At 48.4% G+C, this 16,289-nt stretch carries 15 protein-coding genes; 13 read left to right on the forward strand and 2 right to left on the reverse strand.

Features of this window, described 5'->3' with window-relative positions; translation table 11 throughout:
- Positions 1–70: 70 nt before the first annotated feature.
- Both ABNN70_RS09790 and ABNN70_RS09795 read right to left on the reverse strand, forming a co-directional pair.
- A complete protein-coding gene (locus ABNN70_RS09790) occupies positions 71–283 on the reverse strand; it encodes a TetR-like C-terminal domain-containing protein (RefSeq protein ID WP_353947690.1) in 213 nt (70 codons plus the stop codon).
- Positions 284–309: 26 nt separating this feature from the next.
- Positions 310–681 carry a TetR/AcrR family transcriptional regulator gene (locus ABNN70_RS09795; RefSeq protein ID WP_353947691.1) on the reverse strand — a complete coding sequence of 124 codons (372 nt, stop codon included), beginning with the start codon at positions 679–681 and terminating at the stop codon, positions 310–312.
- 162 nt (positions 682–843) lie between these two features.
- On the opposite strand from ABNN70_RS09795, the gene ABNN70_RS09800 reads away from it, so the two are divergent.
- From ABNN70_RS09800 to pknB, 13 genes are all read left to right on the forward strand, one after another.
- On the forward strand, positions 844–1,041 hold the full coding sequence (locus tag ABNN70_RS09800; protein ID WP_129929184.1) for a C4-dicarboxylate ABC transporter: 198 nt from the start codon (positions 844–846) through the stop codon (positions 1,039–1,041).
- 796 nt (positions 1,042–1,837) lie between these two features.
- On the forward strand, positions 1,838–2,398 hold the full coding sequence (locus ABNN70_RS09805; protein WP_129929185.1) for a putative ABC transporter permease: 561 nt from the start codon (positions 1,838–1,840) through the stop codon (positions 2,396–2,398).
- Positions 2,399–2,451: 53 nt separating this feature from the next.
- The gene (locus ABNN70_RS09810; protein ID WP_353947692.1) at positions 2,452–3,450 is read left to right on the forward strand and encodes an LLM class flavin-dependent oxidoreductase; all 999 of its coding nucleotides are present in this window, start codon (positions 2,452–2,454) and stop codon (positions 3,448–3,450) included.
- A gap of 117 nt (positions 3,451–3,567) precedes the next feature.
- Positions 3,568–5,319 (forward strand): NFACT RNA binding domain-containing protein, encoded by a 1,752-nt coding sequence (locus tag ABNN70_RS09815; RefSeq protein ID WP_353947693.1) that lies wholly within the window; start codon positions 3,568–3,570, stop codon positions 5,317–5,319.
- Between the two features lie 114 nt (positions 5,320–5,433).
- Entirely contained in the window at positions 5,434–6,309 is an 876-nt protein-coding gene (locus ABNN70_RS09820; protein WP_353947694.1) for a YicC/YloC family endoribonuclease, read from the forward strand.
- 93 nt (positions 6,310–6,402) lie between these two features.
- A complete protein-coding gene (gene gmk, locus ABNN70_RS09825; RefSeq protein WP_129929189.1) occupies positions 6,403–7,026 on the forward strand; it encodes a guanylate kinase in 624 nt (207 codons plus the stop codon).
- A complete protein-coding gene (gene rpoZ / locus ABNN70_RS09830) occupies positions 7,026–7,220 on the forward strand; it encodes a DNA-directed RNA polymerase subunit omega (protein WP_129929280.1) in 195 nt (64 codons plus the stop codon). Before gmk ends, rpoZ begins: the two co-directional genes overlap by 1 nt.
- Before the next feature lie 323 nt (positions 7,221–7,543).
- Complete coding sequence (gene coaBC, locus ABNN70_RS09835; RefSeq protein ID WP_353947695.1) at positions 7,544–8,758, forward strand: bifunctional phosphopantothenoylcysteine decarboxylase/phosphopantothenate--cysteine ligase CoaBC; 1,215 nt, start codon at positions 7,544–7,546, stop codon at positions 8,756–8,758.
- On the forward strand, positions 8,694–11,138 hold the full coding sequence (gene priA, locus ABNN70_RS09840; RefSeq protein ID WP_353947696.1) for a primosomal protein N': 2,445 nt from the start codon (positions 8,694–8,696) through the stop codon (positions 11,136–11,138). Before coaBC ends, priA begins: the two co-directional genes overlap by 65 nt.
- Before the next feature lie 60 nt (positions 11,139–11,198).
- The gene (gene fmt / locus ABNN70_RS09845; RefSeq protein ID WP_129929191.1) at positions 11,199–12,164 is read left to right on the forward strand and encodes a methionyl-tRNA formyltransferase; all 966 of its coding nucleotides are present in this window, start codon (positions 11,199–11,201) and stop codon (positions 12,162–12,164) included.
- Entirely contained in the window at positions 12,142–13,488 is a 1,347-nt protein-coding gene (gene rsmB, locus ABNN70_RS09850) for a 16S rRNA (cytosine(967)-C(5))-methyltransferase RsmB (RefSeq protein WP_353947697.1), read from the forward strand. The genes fmt and rsmB overlap by 23 nt, the downstream gene beginning before the upstream one ends.
- Before the next feature lie 34 nt (positions 13,489–13,522).
- Positions 13,523–14,275, forward strand: coding sequence for a Stp1/IreP family PP2C-type Ser/Thr phosphatase (locus tag ABNN70_RS09855; RefSeq protein ID WP_129929193.1), 753 nt, complete (start codon positions 13,523–13,525; stop codon positions 14,273–14,275).
- Complete coding sequence (gene pknB, locus ABNN70_RS09860; protein ID WP_353947698.1) at positions 14,272–16,263, forward strand: Stk1 family PASTA domain-containing Ser/Thr kinase; 1,992 nt, start codon at positions 14,272–14,274, stop codon at positions 16,261–16,263. Before ABNN70_RS09855 ends, pknB begins: the two co-directional genes overlap by 4 nt.
- Positions 16,264–16,289 lie beyond the last annotated feature (26 nt).

Consider the following 16,289-nt stretch of genomic DNA (forward strand, 5'->3'; position numbering starts at 1 on the left):
AACCAATCCCGATTTTCAGCAATTATAATTTTCAAACATATTTGGACCTGAAAATTACCGAAAAGGAGGATTATTGATAACCCGCTGCAAAAGCTGGTCCACGAAAGGTTATCTCACTGATCATTAGCGCAATGGTCTCGGGATCTTCGTGCATGCCGTTTTCCAGCCAGAATTGTACCAGCCCCAGATCCGCTGAAATCACGTAAGCCGCGATGTAGTCATAAGGGATGACCTTATTGCCGGTGCCTTCTTCTTTCAGCCTCAGCATCAGATTTTTCTCCATGATCTTTTTCAGTTGACGATGGAAGGTCAGATCCCCCGCGGGCCCAGAAGTGCTTTGATAATATCAGCATTTTCTTTACAGTAGGTCAGCAGTTCAACTAAAAAAGGAACCGGTTTGCCCTCTCTCAGATCGTGTTCCAGATCGCTTTTACTGGTGCATTTGAGGGAAGCATGGCTGATCGATTCAATGTCTGACAGGATCTTTTCCTCACATTTATTCAGTAAATCGTATTTATCGCGATAATGCAGATAGAATGTTGTCCGGTTAATATCAGCAGTACCCGTCAGGTCGCTGATTGTAATGGCATCGAAGCCTTTTTCTCCGATCAGTTGCGCCAATGCATGGCGAAGCATGCGGATTGTCCGTCTGATCCGCCGGTCTGTCCGATTTTCAGCCATTTGAATCATCTCTCTCAGTGGTTATTTATGCTAGAGCAAAAAAATATTAGAAAAAGTTCCATCTCTTTCGATGATTTTCCTGCTTATTATATTATAATGGACATGTAGACGTTTATACAACATGATGTCTAATATTTAACTAACGATATGGAGGTAAATATCATGAATGAGACAGCAGGTAATTGGCTGGGATGGCTCGGGATTATTGCCGGTATTGTCGGTTTCTTTGTCATACATTACTGGCTCGGCATTCTGGCTATCATTTTAGGAATTATCGGTCTGTTTACACCAAAGAAGGGACTGAACTGGGTGGCCATCGCTGCCGGTGTGATTGCGGTCATTATCGGTATTGCCGCCTGACGGCGAACCATTGCAGAAGAGAGGTACACTGTAGCAAGCGCAGAAACATATCTTGTTTTGTTTCTGCGCTTGTTTTTGTGCGCCCGGAGCGAAGTGGGTGAACCTGGCGGTGAAAGTTCGCTGTAGACCGTAGCAGTCGGAACTAAATATGACTGTTCATCTGAAGACTTATCTTGACTCACCGCCGCGAGTCTCTCAAAATAGGGGCAACTATGAGATTGAATGAACAAAAATCAGGGAAAAACAGTAAGATTCACCTCAATATGAAAAAATACAGGTGAAACGTTCATACAGGATACAGGTGGATTAAGAGAGTCATTGACAAAGACGACTACGAAACCAGGGAAGTTACCTGGGATACGCTCTAATCGATTGAAGGATCCGGTTAAGCGTATGACAGATCGGGAATAGACGGAAAAATTCCATTTACTGAGTCATTAAATTTATAAATAGCTAGACGGAGAGATTCCGCCTATCGACTGGAAAAACAGAAAAATGGAGCTTTTTGCCTGGCATAATCGGAAAACCTTCCCTTATCATATCCCCGAAAAGCGTTCCGTTCCGCCACTAACCGGAAAATCTCCGTTTATTTTATTTTTTGCTCTAAGACGAAATATCTTATTTAAAAGAAAGTGAGATGAAAGCCTTGCGAGACAGGTTGATTGGGTGTTTTCTTTGATCGTTCAAAAAAATCCAGGAGAGGCAGCGGCGGAAATCTTCCGCCAGTTCCAGTATAGACATGTCCCTTTGGTGAAGAATAAGTGAAACGTTACGCTTTTCGAAAGGACGATTCACTTTGGCGTACCACTGGTTATTATTATGTATGTCTCCTCTTCATCGCTTTGCGGAATTCACTTTCTATTTCACTGTTTACGCTTTTTCAGGCTGGCTGCTGGAGAACGGCTACAGTTACGCTACTGCAGGTGTCTTTTATAAGAAGAATTTGCTCATTGGACCCTTTAAACCGATGTATGGTTTTGCACCCGTTCTGCTGGTCTTGCTCACAGGGACGGACAGGTCATGGGCCTGGCTTCTGCTCCTGAGTTTCATTATTCCGACGACTGTTGAGTATGTGAGCGGAGTCCTTTTACATAAATATACGGGATTCAGATGGTGGGATTATTCACACTTGCCCGCTCAGCTGCATGGGCATATCTGTCTGCCCTTTTCTTTGTGCTGGATGGTTCTTTCTGTTATCTGTATCAAGTGGATGCATCCCGCCGTTTCTTTCGCATTCACGTACCTTTCAGGTTTGTGGGAATCTGTCTGGCCGGCCGTCATCTTGTATTTCTTCTTTGAATCGATCATGGCTGTCACAGGACAGTCCCCGCAAATGATTAGCAGAGAGGATTCGTGAGGTGTATGGTTAAGAAGAATAGAATAACGAAGTAAAAGCCGGGGTGAAGACACGTGTTAAGACTGAGTATACTGGAACAGGCACCGGTTTCGGAGGAATCAGCGCCGGAAGAGGCATTGAGAAACACGACACGACTGGCTGTTGAAGCGGAGAAGTGGGGTTACCATCGGATCTGGTTTGCCGAGCATCATGGTTCTGAGGCACTGGCCAGCAGCTCACCTGAGGTGATGGTCGCTCATGTCGCGGCAAAAACGTCACGCATACATGTCGGATCAGGCGGCGTCCTCCTTCCGCACTATAGCCCGTTTAAAGTGGCGGAAAATTTTCATCTGCTGGAAAATCTCTATCCCGGTCGGATAGATCTGGGGATTGGCAGGGCGCCCGGTGGCATGCCTGGTGCGACGCGTGCATTAAATGACGGGATGCGGTGGGATCTCAAGGATTATCCACGAAAAGTCCGGGATCTGATCGGGTATCTGACAGATCATTTACCTGACGGGCATCCCTTTCAGTCCGTACATGCGACGCCACTTGCACGCCGGCTGCCGGACATTTATCTGCTGGGTTCATCTGACGGCAGCGCAAGAGTGGCTGCGGAAACAGGTACACCGTTCATGTTTGCCCATTTTATCAATCCGAATGGTGGTGCAGAAGTGGTCCGGGCTTACCGATCCGCTTATCAGCCATCCGAAGCTTTTCCTGAACCGAAAGCCTCCGTCTGTATCTTCGTCGTCTGTGCCGAGACCGATCAGGAGGCTGATCGCCAGGCATCGACGCTGCGTTACTGGATGGTGAAAGCCAGCCAGGGGCGTTCTGTCCCCATTCCGGAAACCAGTAAAGCAGTTCATTACCACCCTGCAGCATGGGAACGCGATCAGATCAAAGAAAATGAGGCACGGATCATCGTCGGAAATCCGCAGAAGGTGAGAATCGAGTTGGAGAAACTGGCGTCGATGTATCAGACAGATGAAGTGATGTTGATTACCAACATTTTTGACTTTCAGGCGAAACTGCGGTCATTTGAACTGATCGCCAGGGCCTTTCGGACTTGAGCCGGTGCATTCATTTCTTGACGGATGATCTGAATCAGTGAGACAATAATATTCTGGTTATAGAGAAGGTAAGCGAGCAGTCGATGCCCGCTTCTTTTGGAAATGGGGAAGTAATTTATGGCTTACGATGGAATCGTGACACGTGCCGCCGTTCAGGGGTTACAGGACTTTGTCGGCGGCCGTGTGACAAAAATATATCAGCCGACGGCAACCGATCTGGTTTTCCATCTGCGCTCCCGCCGTGCGCGTGGGAAATTACTGATATCCATCAATGCGGCGTTCGCCCGGCTGCATCTGACGCATCTGGCTGAGGGCAATCCTCAGGCCCCGCCGATGTTCTGCATGCTTCTCAGAAAGCATCTGGAAGGCAGCATTATCGATGCGATAGAACAGGTTGCCTTTGAGCGTATCATCCATATTGATTTAAGAGCACGGAATGAAATTGGCGATCTGACGCAGAAACATCTGATCGTTGAACTGATGGGAAGGCACAGTAATGTGATTCTCATTGATAAGGAAACCGGCCGCATTATTGACAGTATGAAGCATCTGACTCCGGCAGTGAATCGCTACCGGACCGTGCTGCCCGGAGAGACCTATGTCGCGCCTCCGGATCAGGGTAAAATGAATCCGCTTGACATGACTGCGAAGGATCTGATCCGCCACATTGAATGGAACAGTGGAAAGCTTGACAGGCAAATTGTCGGTACTGTCAGCGGTTTTTCACCGCTGATCGGTCGGGAAATTCTGCGCCGGTCCGGTCTCCCGAATCAGGAAGGGATTGCACGCGCCTTTCAGGGCATTCTTGATGCGATTCGGAATAACGATTATCACCCGAATATTGTGTACGGGAAGAACGGAAAAGATGAATGTCATGTACTGGAGCTGACACATCTTGATGGGAAAAAAGAAACGTTTTCCAATGTGCACGATATGCTGGACCATTATTATGCTGTCAAAGCGGAAAATGACGCGGTCAGGCAGAAAGCCGGCGACCTGGAACATTTTGTAGCACGCGAACTGAAAAAGAATAAAGGAAAACTGAAGAAACTGGAAAAGACCATAAAAAGCGCTGAAAACGCTGAGGAATATCGCCTTTTTGGAGAACTGCTGACGGCGAACATGCACCTGGTTAAAAGAGGTGACAAATCCGTTGAGGCGATTAATTATTATGACGAGAATCAGTCGAAAATACGGATTGCCCTGAATCCCAATCGAACACCCTCGGAAAATGCTCAGGATTATTTTAAACACTACAACAAAGCAAAAACCGCGAAACGCGTCGTCGCGGATCAAATCAGGCGTACCCGGCAGGAGATTGACTACTTTGATACGCTGAAGCAACAGATACAGGTTGCATCAATAAAGGATATTGCGGAAATCCGTGAAGAACTTGAAGATGGCGGTTATCTCAGAAAAAAAAGGCGCCCGCATCACAGAAAGAAGAACCACCGCCCGGAGATCGATCATTATTATGCATCGGACGGAACCACCATTCTCGTCGGTAAGAACAATAAACAAAATGATTATCTGACCGGCAAAATAGCCGGAAGGGACCAGATCTGGCTCCATACGAAAAATATTCCGGGGTCTCATGTGATTATCCGTTCGACCGACCCGAATGAAAAGACGCTCTCGGAAGCTGCTGTACTCGCAGCCTTTTTCAGTAAATCACGAATGGGGAGCCGGGTTCCCGTTGATTACACGAAAGTACGGTATGTAAAAAAACCGGGTGGAGCGAAACCGGGATTCGTCATTTATACCGATCAGAAGACCCTGTTTGTCACGCCTGATGAGTCCCAGGTCCTGAAATTAAAAAACAAACCGGGTGCGGAAGACAGTGGAGCGAAGACCGGAAAGGGACAATGAGACCGCCAACTTCATTTTTTCTTCTGCCGGTTCATTTACTGCGGTGAATGAACTTGCTTCCGGTCTGTCTGATTGTATAGAATGGGATATGGAAGTGATCAGATGATAACGAGCATGACAGGTTTTGGATCTTCAGTCATAGAGGAGGGATCAACACGTATCGGCATCGAACTGAAATCGGTTAACCACCGTTTTCTTGATCTGACTTTGAATATGCCGCACCCCCTTATGTATCTGGAGAACCAGATAAAGGATTGTGTTCGATCGCATGTCAGACGCGGCGCTTTATCCCTTTATCTATCTGTTGAAGGCAGTACTTCGGTTTCGCCGACGATTCATACGAACTGGGACGTCGTGGACCAGTATGTTGAATCGGCGAGAGAAATGAGTCGCCGTATCGGTGCGGATTCATGGGATTATAGCCGGATCATGATGCTGCCCGGAGTGTTCAGTATCAGAGAAGCGGACGATGAGGCTGCCAAAAAAATAGAACCTCTTGTCTTGAAGGCTGTGGAACTGGCCTGCCTGCGGCTTGTTGACATGCGTCGCATCGAAGGTGGAAAATTGAGGGAAGATCTGCTGGAGAAGGTTTCCGCCATCGAGGAGCATATGGCCGAACTGAAAGAAGAAGCACCACATGTTCGTCAGCACTATGCTGAACGACTGCGTGCATCGGTAACTGATTTTCTGGAAAAGCATACACTTGATGAGAACAGACTTATGAATGAGGTTGCGGTTTTTGCGGACAAGTCGGCCATTGACGAAGAACTGACCCGCATGGACAGTCACCTGAGTCAGTTCCGCACCCTTCTGGATCTATCATCTGATTCTCGACCGGTTGGCAGACAGCTTGATTTCTTAATCCAGGAAATGAACCGCGAGATGAATACAATCGGTTCAAAGGGAAACAGCATAACGATCAGCCATCAGGTGGTCACGATAAAAAGTGAGATAGAAAAGTTGCGGGAACAGGTTCAGAATGTCGAATAATGTTATAATAACAGATAAGCATGAAACGTGAGAGGGGTGCCATTGTCCGGCCCCCCTGACATTCTGAACAAAAAATCTGGAGGCAGGAATCTCATGGCTTTTAAAGAAAAAGGACTGCTGGTCGTTCTTTCCGGTCCGTCCGGGGTCGGGAAGGGCACAGTCTGCAAGGCGCTCCGGAACAGAGGGTCCCGTCTGCAATACTCTATTTCGGTAACCACCCGGGCACCGCGCGAAGGGGAGAAGGACGGTGTTCAGTATTTTTTCCGGACCCGTGAACAGTTCAAGAAGATGATCGAGAACCATCAGCTGCTGGAATGGGCGGAATATGTAGGAAATTATTACGGGACTCCTGTCGATTATGTTCGGAAAACGTTAGCTGAAGGACAGGACGTCATTCTGGAAATTGAAGTTCAGGGCGCTCTTCAGGTGAAAAAACGTTTTCCGGACGCCCTGTTTATTTTTCTCGCTCCGCCGAATTTAAGCGAATTGAAGAAGCGGATTATCGGGCGCGGCACGGAGTCTTCTGATTTAATCGAAAGTCGGATGTCCGTTGCCCGCTCAGAGATGGAACTGATGGAGAATTATCATTATGTTGTTGAAAATGATCATGTGGATCGGGCCTGCGATAAGATAGAAGCGATTGTAACTGCCGAACATTGCCGGGTCGATCGACTGATTGAAAAATATCATTTTATTGAAGGAGCTGAAGAATCATGATGATTTATCCTTCCATTGACGATCTTCTGAAAAAGGTGAATTCCACATACACGCTTGTTTGCTTATCAGCGAAGCGCGCCCGTCAGCTGCAGAACGGTACAGGTAAACTGATGCTTGAGCATCCGCGTTCTGTCAAGACTGTGGGTCAGGCACTTGAAGAAGTCAGTGCCGGTCTGCTTACTTATAAAAAATGAGAAAAGAATAAAGTGAAACTTCAATCAGTGGGGGTTTCTTCATCCCCACTGATTGTCAGTTGAACCCATTGGGCTTTTGCGGGCGGTTATCCCCCACCTGGGCATGTTCGTTTACCCTCATTACCCTGAGCTGGGGGTCTGACTGTCCGTTCATGCAAACGGGTACAAAGCAACAACCTCAGATCGGGTTGTTGTTTTTTCTACTGAGTGAAATGATGAAATTTTTGCGGGAAAAAGGATCAGAAAATGAAGCCTCTGACGGCGCCTGTAACTTGCCGGTCGCCAGGCTTTTCTGTATATTTTTTCAAAAGGAAGTGAAATAGATGGCGCTTTCCGGGAAAAAGATCATCCTTGGCGTGACCGGAGGAATTGCCGCCTATAAGTCTGCTGAACTGGCAAGCCGACTGGTAAAATCCGGTGCAGATGTTCAGGTGATTATGAGCCAGGCGGCCAGAAAGTTTGTCGGATCAGCGACTTTTCAGGCTTTGACACGCCATTCGGTTTATGATTCGGTCATCATTGATGAAAAAGAAGGGCAGATTGCTCATATTGATCTGGCCGATCAGGCAGATCTTGTCCTGATTGCACCGGCTACGGCGAACACCATCGGGCGGCTTGCCGCCGGACTGTCCGATGATATGCTGACCTGCGTCACTCTGGCGACAAAGGCTCCTGTCTGGGTTGCTCCGGCAATGAATGTGAATATGTACTGGCACCCTGCCGTCCAGAAGAACCTGAAAACACTTGCGGAATTTGGTTACCGGATCATCGGACCGGATTCAGGCCAACTTGCCTGCGGCTGGACCGGAAAGGGACGCCTGGTCGATCCAGAAGAGATCTCTCGTCAATTGGAAACCTTCTTTTCTGCAGGAAGCGGCCAGTTGCTAAAAGGGAGGCAGATTCTGGTCACAGCCGGCCCGACCCGGGAAAATCTCGATCCTGTCCGCTTTTTCAGCAACAGGTCCAGCGGGAAAATGGGCTATGCCATTGCTGAAGCGGCAAAATGTGCAGGGGCTGAAGTGACTCTCGTTACCGGGCCGACCGCCATTCCGGCGCCGAAAGGGTTGCATGTCATACCTGTCCTATCTGCCTCTGACATGTATCAGGCGGTGGTCAGCCATTATGAGCATATGGATGCCGTCATTAAAGCAGCTGCAGTAGCGGATTACCGGCCGGATCAGGTCAGTGATGAAAAGATAAAGAAGGGAACCGGACCTTTTATTGTGAAACTGGTGCGGAATCCGGATATCCTTATGGAACTGGGCAGACGGAAGAAGCAGCAGGTACTTGTCGGTTTTGCGGCTGAAACAGACGGCCTTGAAGAGCACGCCGTCGAAAAACTGAACAAAAAAAATCTGGATCTCCTGGTCGGAAATTATGCTTCAGACAGTTTCGGAAAAGAAACAAACAGGGTTACCCTGTTCTTTGCGTCCGGGGAGCGTGAAGAGCTGGGGACCCTGCCCAAGGCCGAAGTTGCTGAAAAAATATGCGAAGCGGTTGCCGGAATGCTCCATTCAGGTGCGGACGTTGATCGCTGAAGTCTATGTAGATATCCCCGCCCGTGCGGTGGACAAGCCGTTTGATTACAAAGTTCCTGATTCACTTGAGCAATTCATTCGTCCGGGAATGCGCGTCACGGTCCCCTTCGGCAGGGTGAAGCGGCTTGGCTTTGTCACGGCATTAAAGGATCACACAGATTTTACAAAATTGAGAAATATTGATCAGGTCATCGACCATATACCCGTACTGACGGACGAATTACTAGATCTTGGACGCTGGATTGCCGATACAACACTCTGCATGACGATTACTGCCTATCAGGCGATGCTCCCCGCAGTGATGAAAGCTGACTACGGGAAAGTGATACAGCTGGAAAATACGGAAAAGCTGAAAGACGTTCATCCGGATCTTGTCCCCTTTTATTCATCCGGTGACTCAATAAAGTGGGAAGATGCCGTCAGGAGTCACCCGGAAAAGTTAAATGAGATCAATCGGGCGCTGTCTGACGGCACTTTATCTTTGCATCAGCAGATTCACAATCAGGCAAGGGTAAAGAAGATCATCACCGTGACGCCTGCTGTTTCTTTAGAAACACTGGAGGAAACGGCCAAATCATTGAACCGGCGTTACAAGCGGCAGAGAGAAGTATTAGACTTTTTTATCCATCATCCGGCCGATTCACATGTACTTGCAGATTTGGTGAACAGATACGGTTTATCAAGAGAGGCGATCAGCCATTTTATTAAAAAAGGGGTTCTCCGTAAGGAAAAACAGGAGTACTTTCGGGATCCTTACAGGGAACTGAACCAGGTCAGAACACAAGCGCTGACTCTGACGCAGGAACAGCACGCTGCACTCAAACCGATCCTCCATGCGATTGAATCAGATGAAGACCGGGTTTTTCTCTGTCATGGGGTGACCGGCAGTGGAAAAACAGAAATCTATCTGCAGGCGATCCAGAGAGTGATTGATCTGGGTAAAGAAGCAATCGTGCTCGTACCGGAGATTTCTCTGACCCCGCAGATGGTCCACCGTTTCAAGGGACGGTTCGGTGATCTGGTGGCGGTGATGCACAGTGGATTAAGCCGCGGCGAGAAATATGATGAATGGCGGAAGATCCGGGAGGGTCGTGTGAAGGTTGCCGTCGGGGCCCGTTCAGCTGTCTTTGCCCCGTTCAGCCGGCTGGGCCTGATCATTATTGATGAAGAACACGAATCAAGCTATAAGCAGGAAGACAGCCCGCGTTATCATGCCCGTGACGTTGCGATATACCGGAGCCGGTACAACAGGTGTCCGGTCGTCCTCGGAAGTGCCACACCTTCTCTGGAGTCTTATGCCCGCGCGAAGAAAAATGTGTATTCATTGCTTCTTTTGAAGGAACGCTTTAATCATCATCCGCTTCCGCCTGTGAAAATCGTTGATATGCGGGAAGAAATGCGTGATGGGAACCGATCCATGTTCTCAACTGCCCTTTTTAATCTGATTAAAGACCGGATAAAGAAGAAGGAGCAGACCGTCCTTTTTCTGAACAGGCGCGGATATTCAACTTTTGTTATGTGCCGTTCCTGCGGTGAGGTTCTGCGCTGCCCGCACTGCGATATATCACTGACCTATCATCGAACCGAGCAGCTGTTAAAATGCCATTACTGCGGGTATGCGCAGCAGATTCCGCAGACATGTCCGGCATGTGGCAGTGATTCGATGCGTTACTTTGGTACGGGCACGCAAAAAGTTGAGGCTGAACTGAATCGACTGATTCCGGAAGCCCGTATCATTCGCATGGATGTCGATACAACACGTCAGAAGGGCGGGCATGAACGGCTTTTACGACGCTTCGGTGAAGGAAAAGCGGACATTCTGCTTGGGACACAGATGATTGCGAAAGGCCTTGATTTTCCTGAAGTGACACTTGTCGGGGTCCTGGCAGCCGATTCCATGCTGTATCTGCCTGATTTTCGCGCTTCCGAACGGACCTTTCAGCTGCTGACTCAGGTATCCGGACGGGCGGGGCGGCATGATCTGCCCGGGTCAGTCATTATTCAGAGCTACGATCCGGATCATTATGCCGTTGTCGATGCGGCATCACATGATTATGAAACCTTTTATCAGCAGGAAATGCAGATTCGCTATCGTCATGGTTATCCGCCATTCTATTATCTGGTATTGATCCGTATCACACATACCGATCCGGGACAGGCATCGGTGGCAGCGGGACGTATCGCTGAGATACTAAAAAGAAACCTGAGCTCCTCTGCGCAGATTTTTGGTCCCGTTGTTCCCGCAATAGCCAGGATCAAAGATAGATATCGCTATCAGTGCATGGTAAAATACAAGAAAGAGCCGGAACTTCTGCCTGTTCTGAGAAAAATTATCGGCCATTTCCAGGAGCCGGGAAAAACAGCCTGCAGCTGGTTGTAGACATCAATCCGGTTGTTTTCATGTAGCCGTCACCGGTTTGAAAAGAAGGATGATAATACGATGAAGATTGTTTTCATGGGAACGCCTGACTTTTCCGTTCCCGTTTTACAGAAATTAATAGATCATGAAAATATTGAAGTGGCGTGTGTTGTGACCCAGCCGGACCGTCCGAAAGGCAGAAAGCAGGTGCTTACCGCACCGCCTGTTAAAAAAATCGCACAAAAATATGGGATACCGGTTCTGCAGCCGGAAAAGGTAAGGAAACCGGAAGCCGTGCAGCAGATTCTCGCCTGCCGGCCGGATGTGCTGATTACAGCGGCTTACGGTCAGATATTGCCTCAGCCGCTGCTTGACGGTCCGCGTCTGGGCTGTATCAATGTCCATGCTTCATTACTTCCCGCTTACAGGGGGGCAGCCCCGATTCAGAAGGCGATCATAGATGGAAAACAGGAAACAGGCGTGACCATTATGTATATGGTCAAAAAGCTGGATGCAGGAGACATTCTCGCCCAGGTTCGGGTGCCAATTACTGATGATGAGACATTTGGGACGCTTCACGATAAACTGAGTGAGGCGGGAAGCCGTCTGCTCATGAAAACACTGCCTGACCTTGCAAAGGGTATCCTGACGCCGGTGAAGCAGGACGAGGCGCATGTCACTTTTGCTCCGAGCATAAAACGCGCGGATGAATCCATCGACTGGAGAAGATCCGCTTCGGACATACGCAATCTAATCCGCGGGCTGAATCCATTTCCGGGGGCACATACGACCATAAACGGGGAAAACTTTAAAATATTTCAGGCGCTCCTTTCTGATCAGCCAAGTGCAGATAGGAAACCGGGTACCGTTTTATCTGTAGAACAGGACAGTTTTTCAGTCGCAACCGGATCAGGCGGCTGCCTGAAAGTGATTGAATGTCAGCCTGCCGGCAAAAAAAGGATGCGTGTTGCTGATTATCTTCATGGTCGATCATTGAAGGATGGAACGGTATTGGGGGAAGAAAATGAAAAAAACCGGCGCCCGTGAGACCGCACTGAATCTTTTACTTGATGTGTCGGAAAGGCATGCATACAGTCAGATTGTGCTTAATGATACCCTCCCGGAGTCCGGCCTGAGTGCAAGGGATAAGAGTCTGGTCACTGCACTTGTTTATGGCGTTCTCCAGCGTCAATTGACACTGGATTATTATATTGACTTTTTTACTGCCGGTAAAAAACTTGATAACTGGGTCAGGCTTCTGCTTGAACTCTCATTTTACCAGAAACTGTATATGGATCGTATCCCTGATCATGCCATTGTTAACGAGGCGGTGGAAATTGCCGGTCTACGCGGCCATCGCGGCATTTCAGGTCTGGTCAATGCTGTCCTGAGAAAGTTTCTCCGTGAGGGCGCTCCGCCTCTTTCGAAGATCATTCCGGAGAGGAGACGGCTTTCGGTCAGCTACAGTCATCCGGAGTGGCTGCTCGCCCTGTGGATCAGGCAGTGGGGCAGGGCTGCAGCCGTGAAGATTGCGGAAAGCAATAATCAGCCGCCGCATACTTATGTCCGGGTGAACACGTTGCGCACTTCACGGTCTGAACTCGCCGCAACCCTTGCCTGTGCAGGAATTCACACGGTGCAGGGTACCCTCTCCCCGGACAGCCTGATGGTGACAGAAGGCCATGCAGCATCCGCTCCGGCTTTTCTCAAAGGACTGTGCACCATTCAGGATGAAAGTTCGATGCTTGTCGCCGATGCCGTGGCACCGGAGGCAGGGATGCATATGCTTGATGCGTGTGCGGGACCCGGGGGCAAGACAACCCATCTGGCTGAAAGAATGCACAATGAAGGTCAGATCATGGCCCTTGATCTGCACGCCCATAAAACGCGGTTAATCGCCCGTACCGCTGAACGCCTTGGATTGACCAATATCCGGACCCTCGCCCTCGACGCCAGAAAAGCTTCGGAGCATTTTGAAAAAGCCTCATTTGACCGAGTGCTTCTGGATGTCCCCTGTTCCGGTTTCGGTGTAATCAGGCGCAAGCCCGAAATCAGATGGGAAAAGAATGAAGAAGGGATCCGTCACCTGTATGACATTCAGAATGACCTTCTGGAGGCAACTGCTCCTCTTGTCAGACCCGGTGGCCTTTTCGTCTACAGCACGTGTACCATAAACAAGGCAGAAAATGAATGGCAGCTCACTAGATTTCTCAGAGTTCACCCTGAATTTGAGTGGGATCGTGATTTCCTGCAAAGATTACCCGGGAAGGCAAAGCCGTTCCTTCTTGATGATCAATCTGCAATGCTTCAGATTCTTCCTTTTCAAACGGATTCAGACGGTTTCTTTATTGGCTGTCTGAGAAGAAAATAAAGTAAGATGCTGCTATGACTCTGGAGGTGGCAATATGAAGGCTGTCTGCAATACGGATTGCGGGAAAGTAAGAGCCCATAATGAGGACAGTGTCGGCGTCCTGACAGGAGAGAACGGCCAGATCCTTAGTGCTGTGGCCGACGGTATGGGCGGTCATGCCGCCGGGGAGGTGGCAAGCAGGCTGGCGCTGGAGATGATTGAAAAAAAGTGGCATGAATTGGATCACTCACTGACCCGGGATGAGGCAATCCAATGGCTGAATCATCTGGTTCGATCACTTAATGTGCATCTGTTTGATTATGCAGAAAAACATCCGGAGTGTCACGGGATGGGAACAACCCTTGCAGCGGCGCTGTGCAGTGAAGATTATATTGCCATTACAGCAGTCGGCGACAGCCGAATATATATGTGGAAAGAAGGCGAAGGGATCAGGCAGTGTACAGAAGACCATACGCTTGTCCATGAACTGGTTAAGTCGGGGCAGATCTCAAAGAAGGATGCCGAAGTTCATCCCGACAGACACGTCCTGATGCGTGCGCTGGGAACAGAACCGGCCATTCAGCTGGATACCCAGCTGTTAAACTGGGAAGGCGCATCTTACCTTGTTATCTGTTCAGACGGTCTGACCAACGAACTGTCCGACGAAGAGATAACCGTAATCCTTGGTGAAAAGATGAGCCTTTATGAAAAAACGGAACAACTCATTCGCGAAGCCAATGATGCCGGAGGAAAAGACAATATTTCGGTGATTATTATATCTCACGACAGTGATGGTGATAGAAAATGATTGGTAGAAGAATTGGAGGCAGATATCAGATCCTCTCAAAACTTGGAGAGGGTGGAATGGCGATCGTTTATAAAGCAAAAGACCTGATTCTGGACAGGCCGGTAGCTGTAAAGATTCTTCGTTCCGAGTTATCCGGAGACGAACAATTTATTAAACGCTTTCACCGTGAAGCCGAATCTGTTGCCAGTCTGTCTCATCCTAATATTGTCGCAATATATGACATTGGTGAAGAAGAAGACTGCTATTACATAGTTATGGAATATATCCATGGGATGAGTCTGAAAGAATTCATTCGGGATTATTCGCCGATTTCGATCAGTGATGCTGTTCATCTGATGAAACAAATCGTTCTTGCGATCGCACATGCTCATGCCCATGGTATTGTACACCGCGACATAAAGCCACACAATATTCTTGTTGATGAGTCTGAACATGTTAAAGTGACTGATTTTGGGATAGCACTTGCCGTAAGCGGTACAACCATCACCTATACCCACTCGATCATGGGGTCGGCTCACTATCTTTCACCTGAGCAGGCAAAAGGCGGGAAAGCAACAGAAAAATCTGATATCTATGCGCTTGGCATTGTGATGTTTGAGCTCTTAACAGGGAAATTGCCCTTTCCGGGTTCATCACCAGTCTCGGTCGCTTTGAAACACCTGAACGAACCGATGCCGTATCCACGCGACTTTCGTTCAGAAATACCCCAGAGTCTTGAAAACATTATTATCCGGGCTCTGGCTAAATATCCGGAGGAACGTTTTAACAGTGCAGCCGAGATGTATGACAATCTGCAAACCGCATTAAGCCCGGCACGCCTGAATGAACCCCGGCTTCATTTGAATCATTTGAATGAACATCGGCAAGATAAGAATGAAGATGAAGAAGATACAATCAGAATGGCGCCGGTTAACGATAAATTTCATGATCATACTGAAAAAAAGGCGCAAGACAAATCCGGAAAACCGGAGGGAAACGGCAGGAAAAATAATAAAGCGAAAAAGTGGCTGACAATCACCGGGATTCTTATCCTGCTTATCACCGCCGGCCTTGCTATCGGCCTTGGTGTTCTCCCTAAACTGTTATATGTTGACGATGTCCATATTCCTGACGTTACCGGTAAGACCTACCAGCAGGCACAGCAGGCTTTGCAGAACAATAACCTGAAAGTGGTCAGAACAGATCGCTCCAGCCAGTCGGTAAAAAAAGGACGGGTAATCAGCCAGAATCCGGATGCTGGTTCGATTGTGAAGGCTGGTTCAACAGTCAGTCTGTCTGTCAGCAAGGGACCTGCGGCAGTGAAACTGGATGACTTTGTTGGAAAAGACCGTGATTCTGTTCTGGAAGTTTTAATGGATGAAGATTATAAAGACATCATCTGGCATCAGAAGGAATCATCAGATGTACCTGAGGGGGATATTATCAGTCAGAAACCGGAAGCAGGCAGTGATGTGGTTCCTTCAGACACGGTTCTGGAGCTGACTTACAGTACAGGCAAACCAGAAGTGACTGTACCGGACCTTAATGGGAAACCTCAGACAGAGGCCCGGCAGTTATTGGAAGATGAAGGCCTGGTTGCTGATTTTTCAGTGGGAGACTACTCAGATTCTATACCCAAGGGGCATGTCCTGGAACAGGATCCGCCTCCCGGAAGCAAAGTAGAAGGCGGAACAACGATCATTGTGACTTTGTCAAAAGGTGCTGAGCCTGAGCAGAAAGAGCCGAAAACGATTGATCAGCCAATTAAAATCGTTTATCCTTCTGATGGAAACAGCCGGCCGAATGTGAAAAATGGAAAAAAACCAATCCACGTACAGATTTACTATACCGATGCGAATCACAATGATTCGCTTTTTACCGATGAGAAAATCTCTGAAACAAAAACATATACCGTGCCATTTACCATTAATCCGGATGAACAGGGCTTTTATCGTGTCGTGATTGATCAGGTGCAAAGGAAGACGGGAACCGTTGATTACCCTGAATAACATCAGACTGATATCTTTTTTAGCGG

Origin of the sequence: Sporolactobacillus sp. Y61 (assembly GCF_040529185.1) — a bacterium.
Taxonomy (GTDB): Bacteria; Bacillota; Bacilli; order Bacillales; family Sporolactobacillaceae; genus Sporolactobacillus.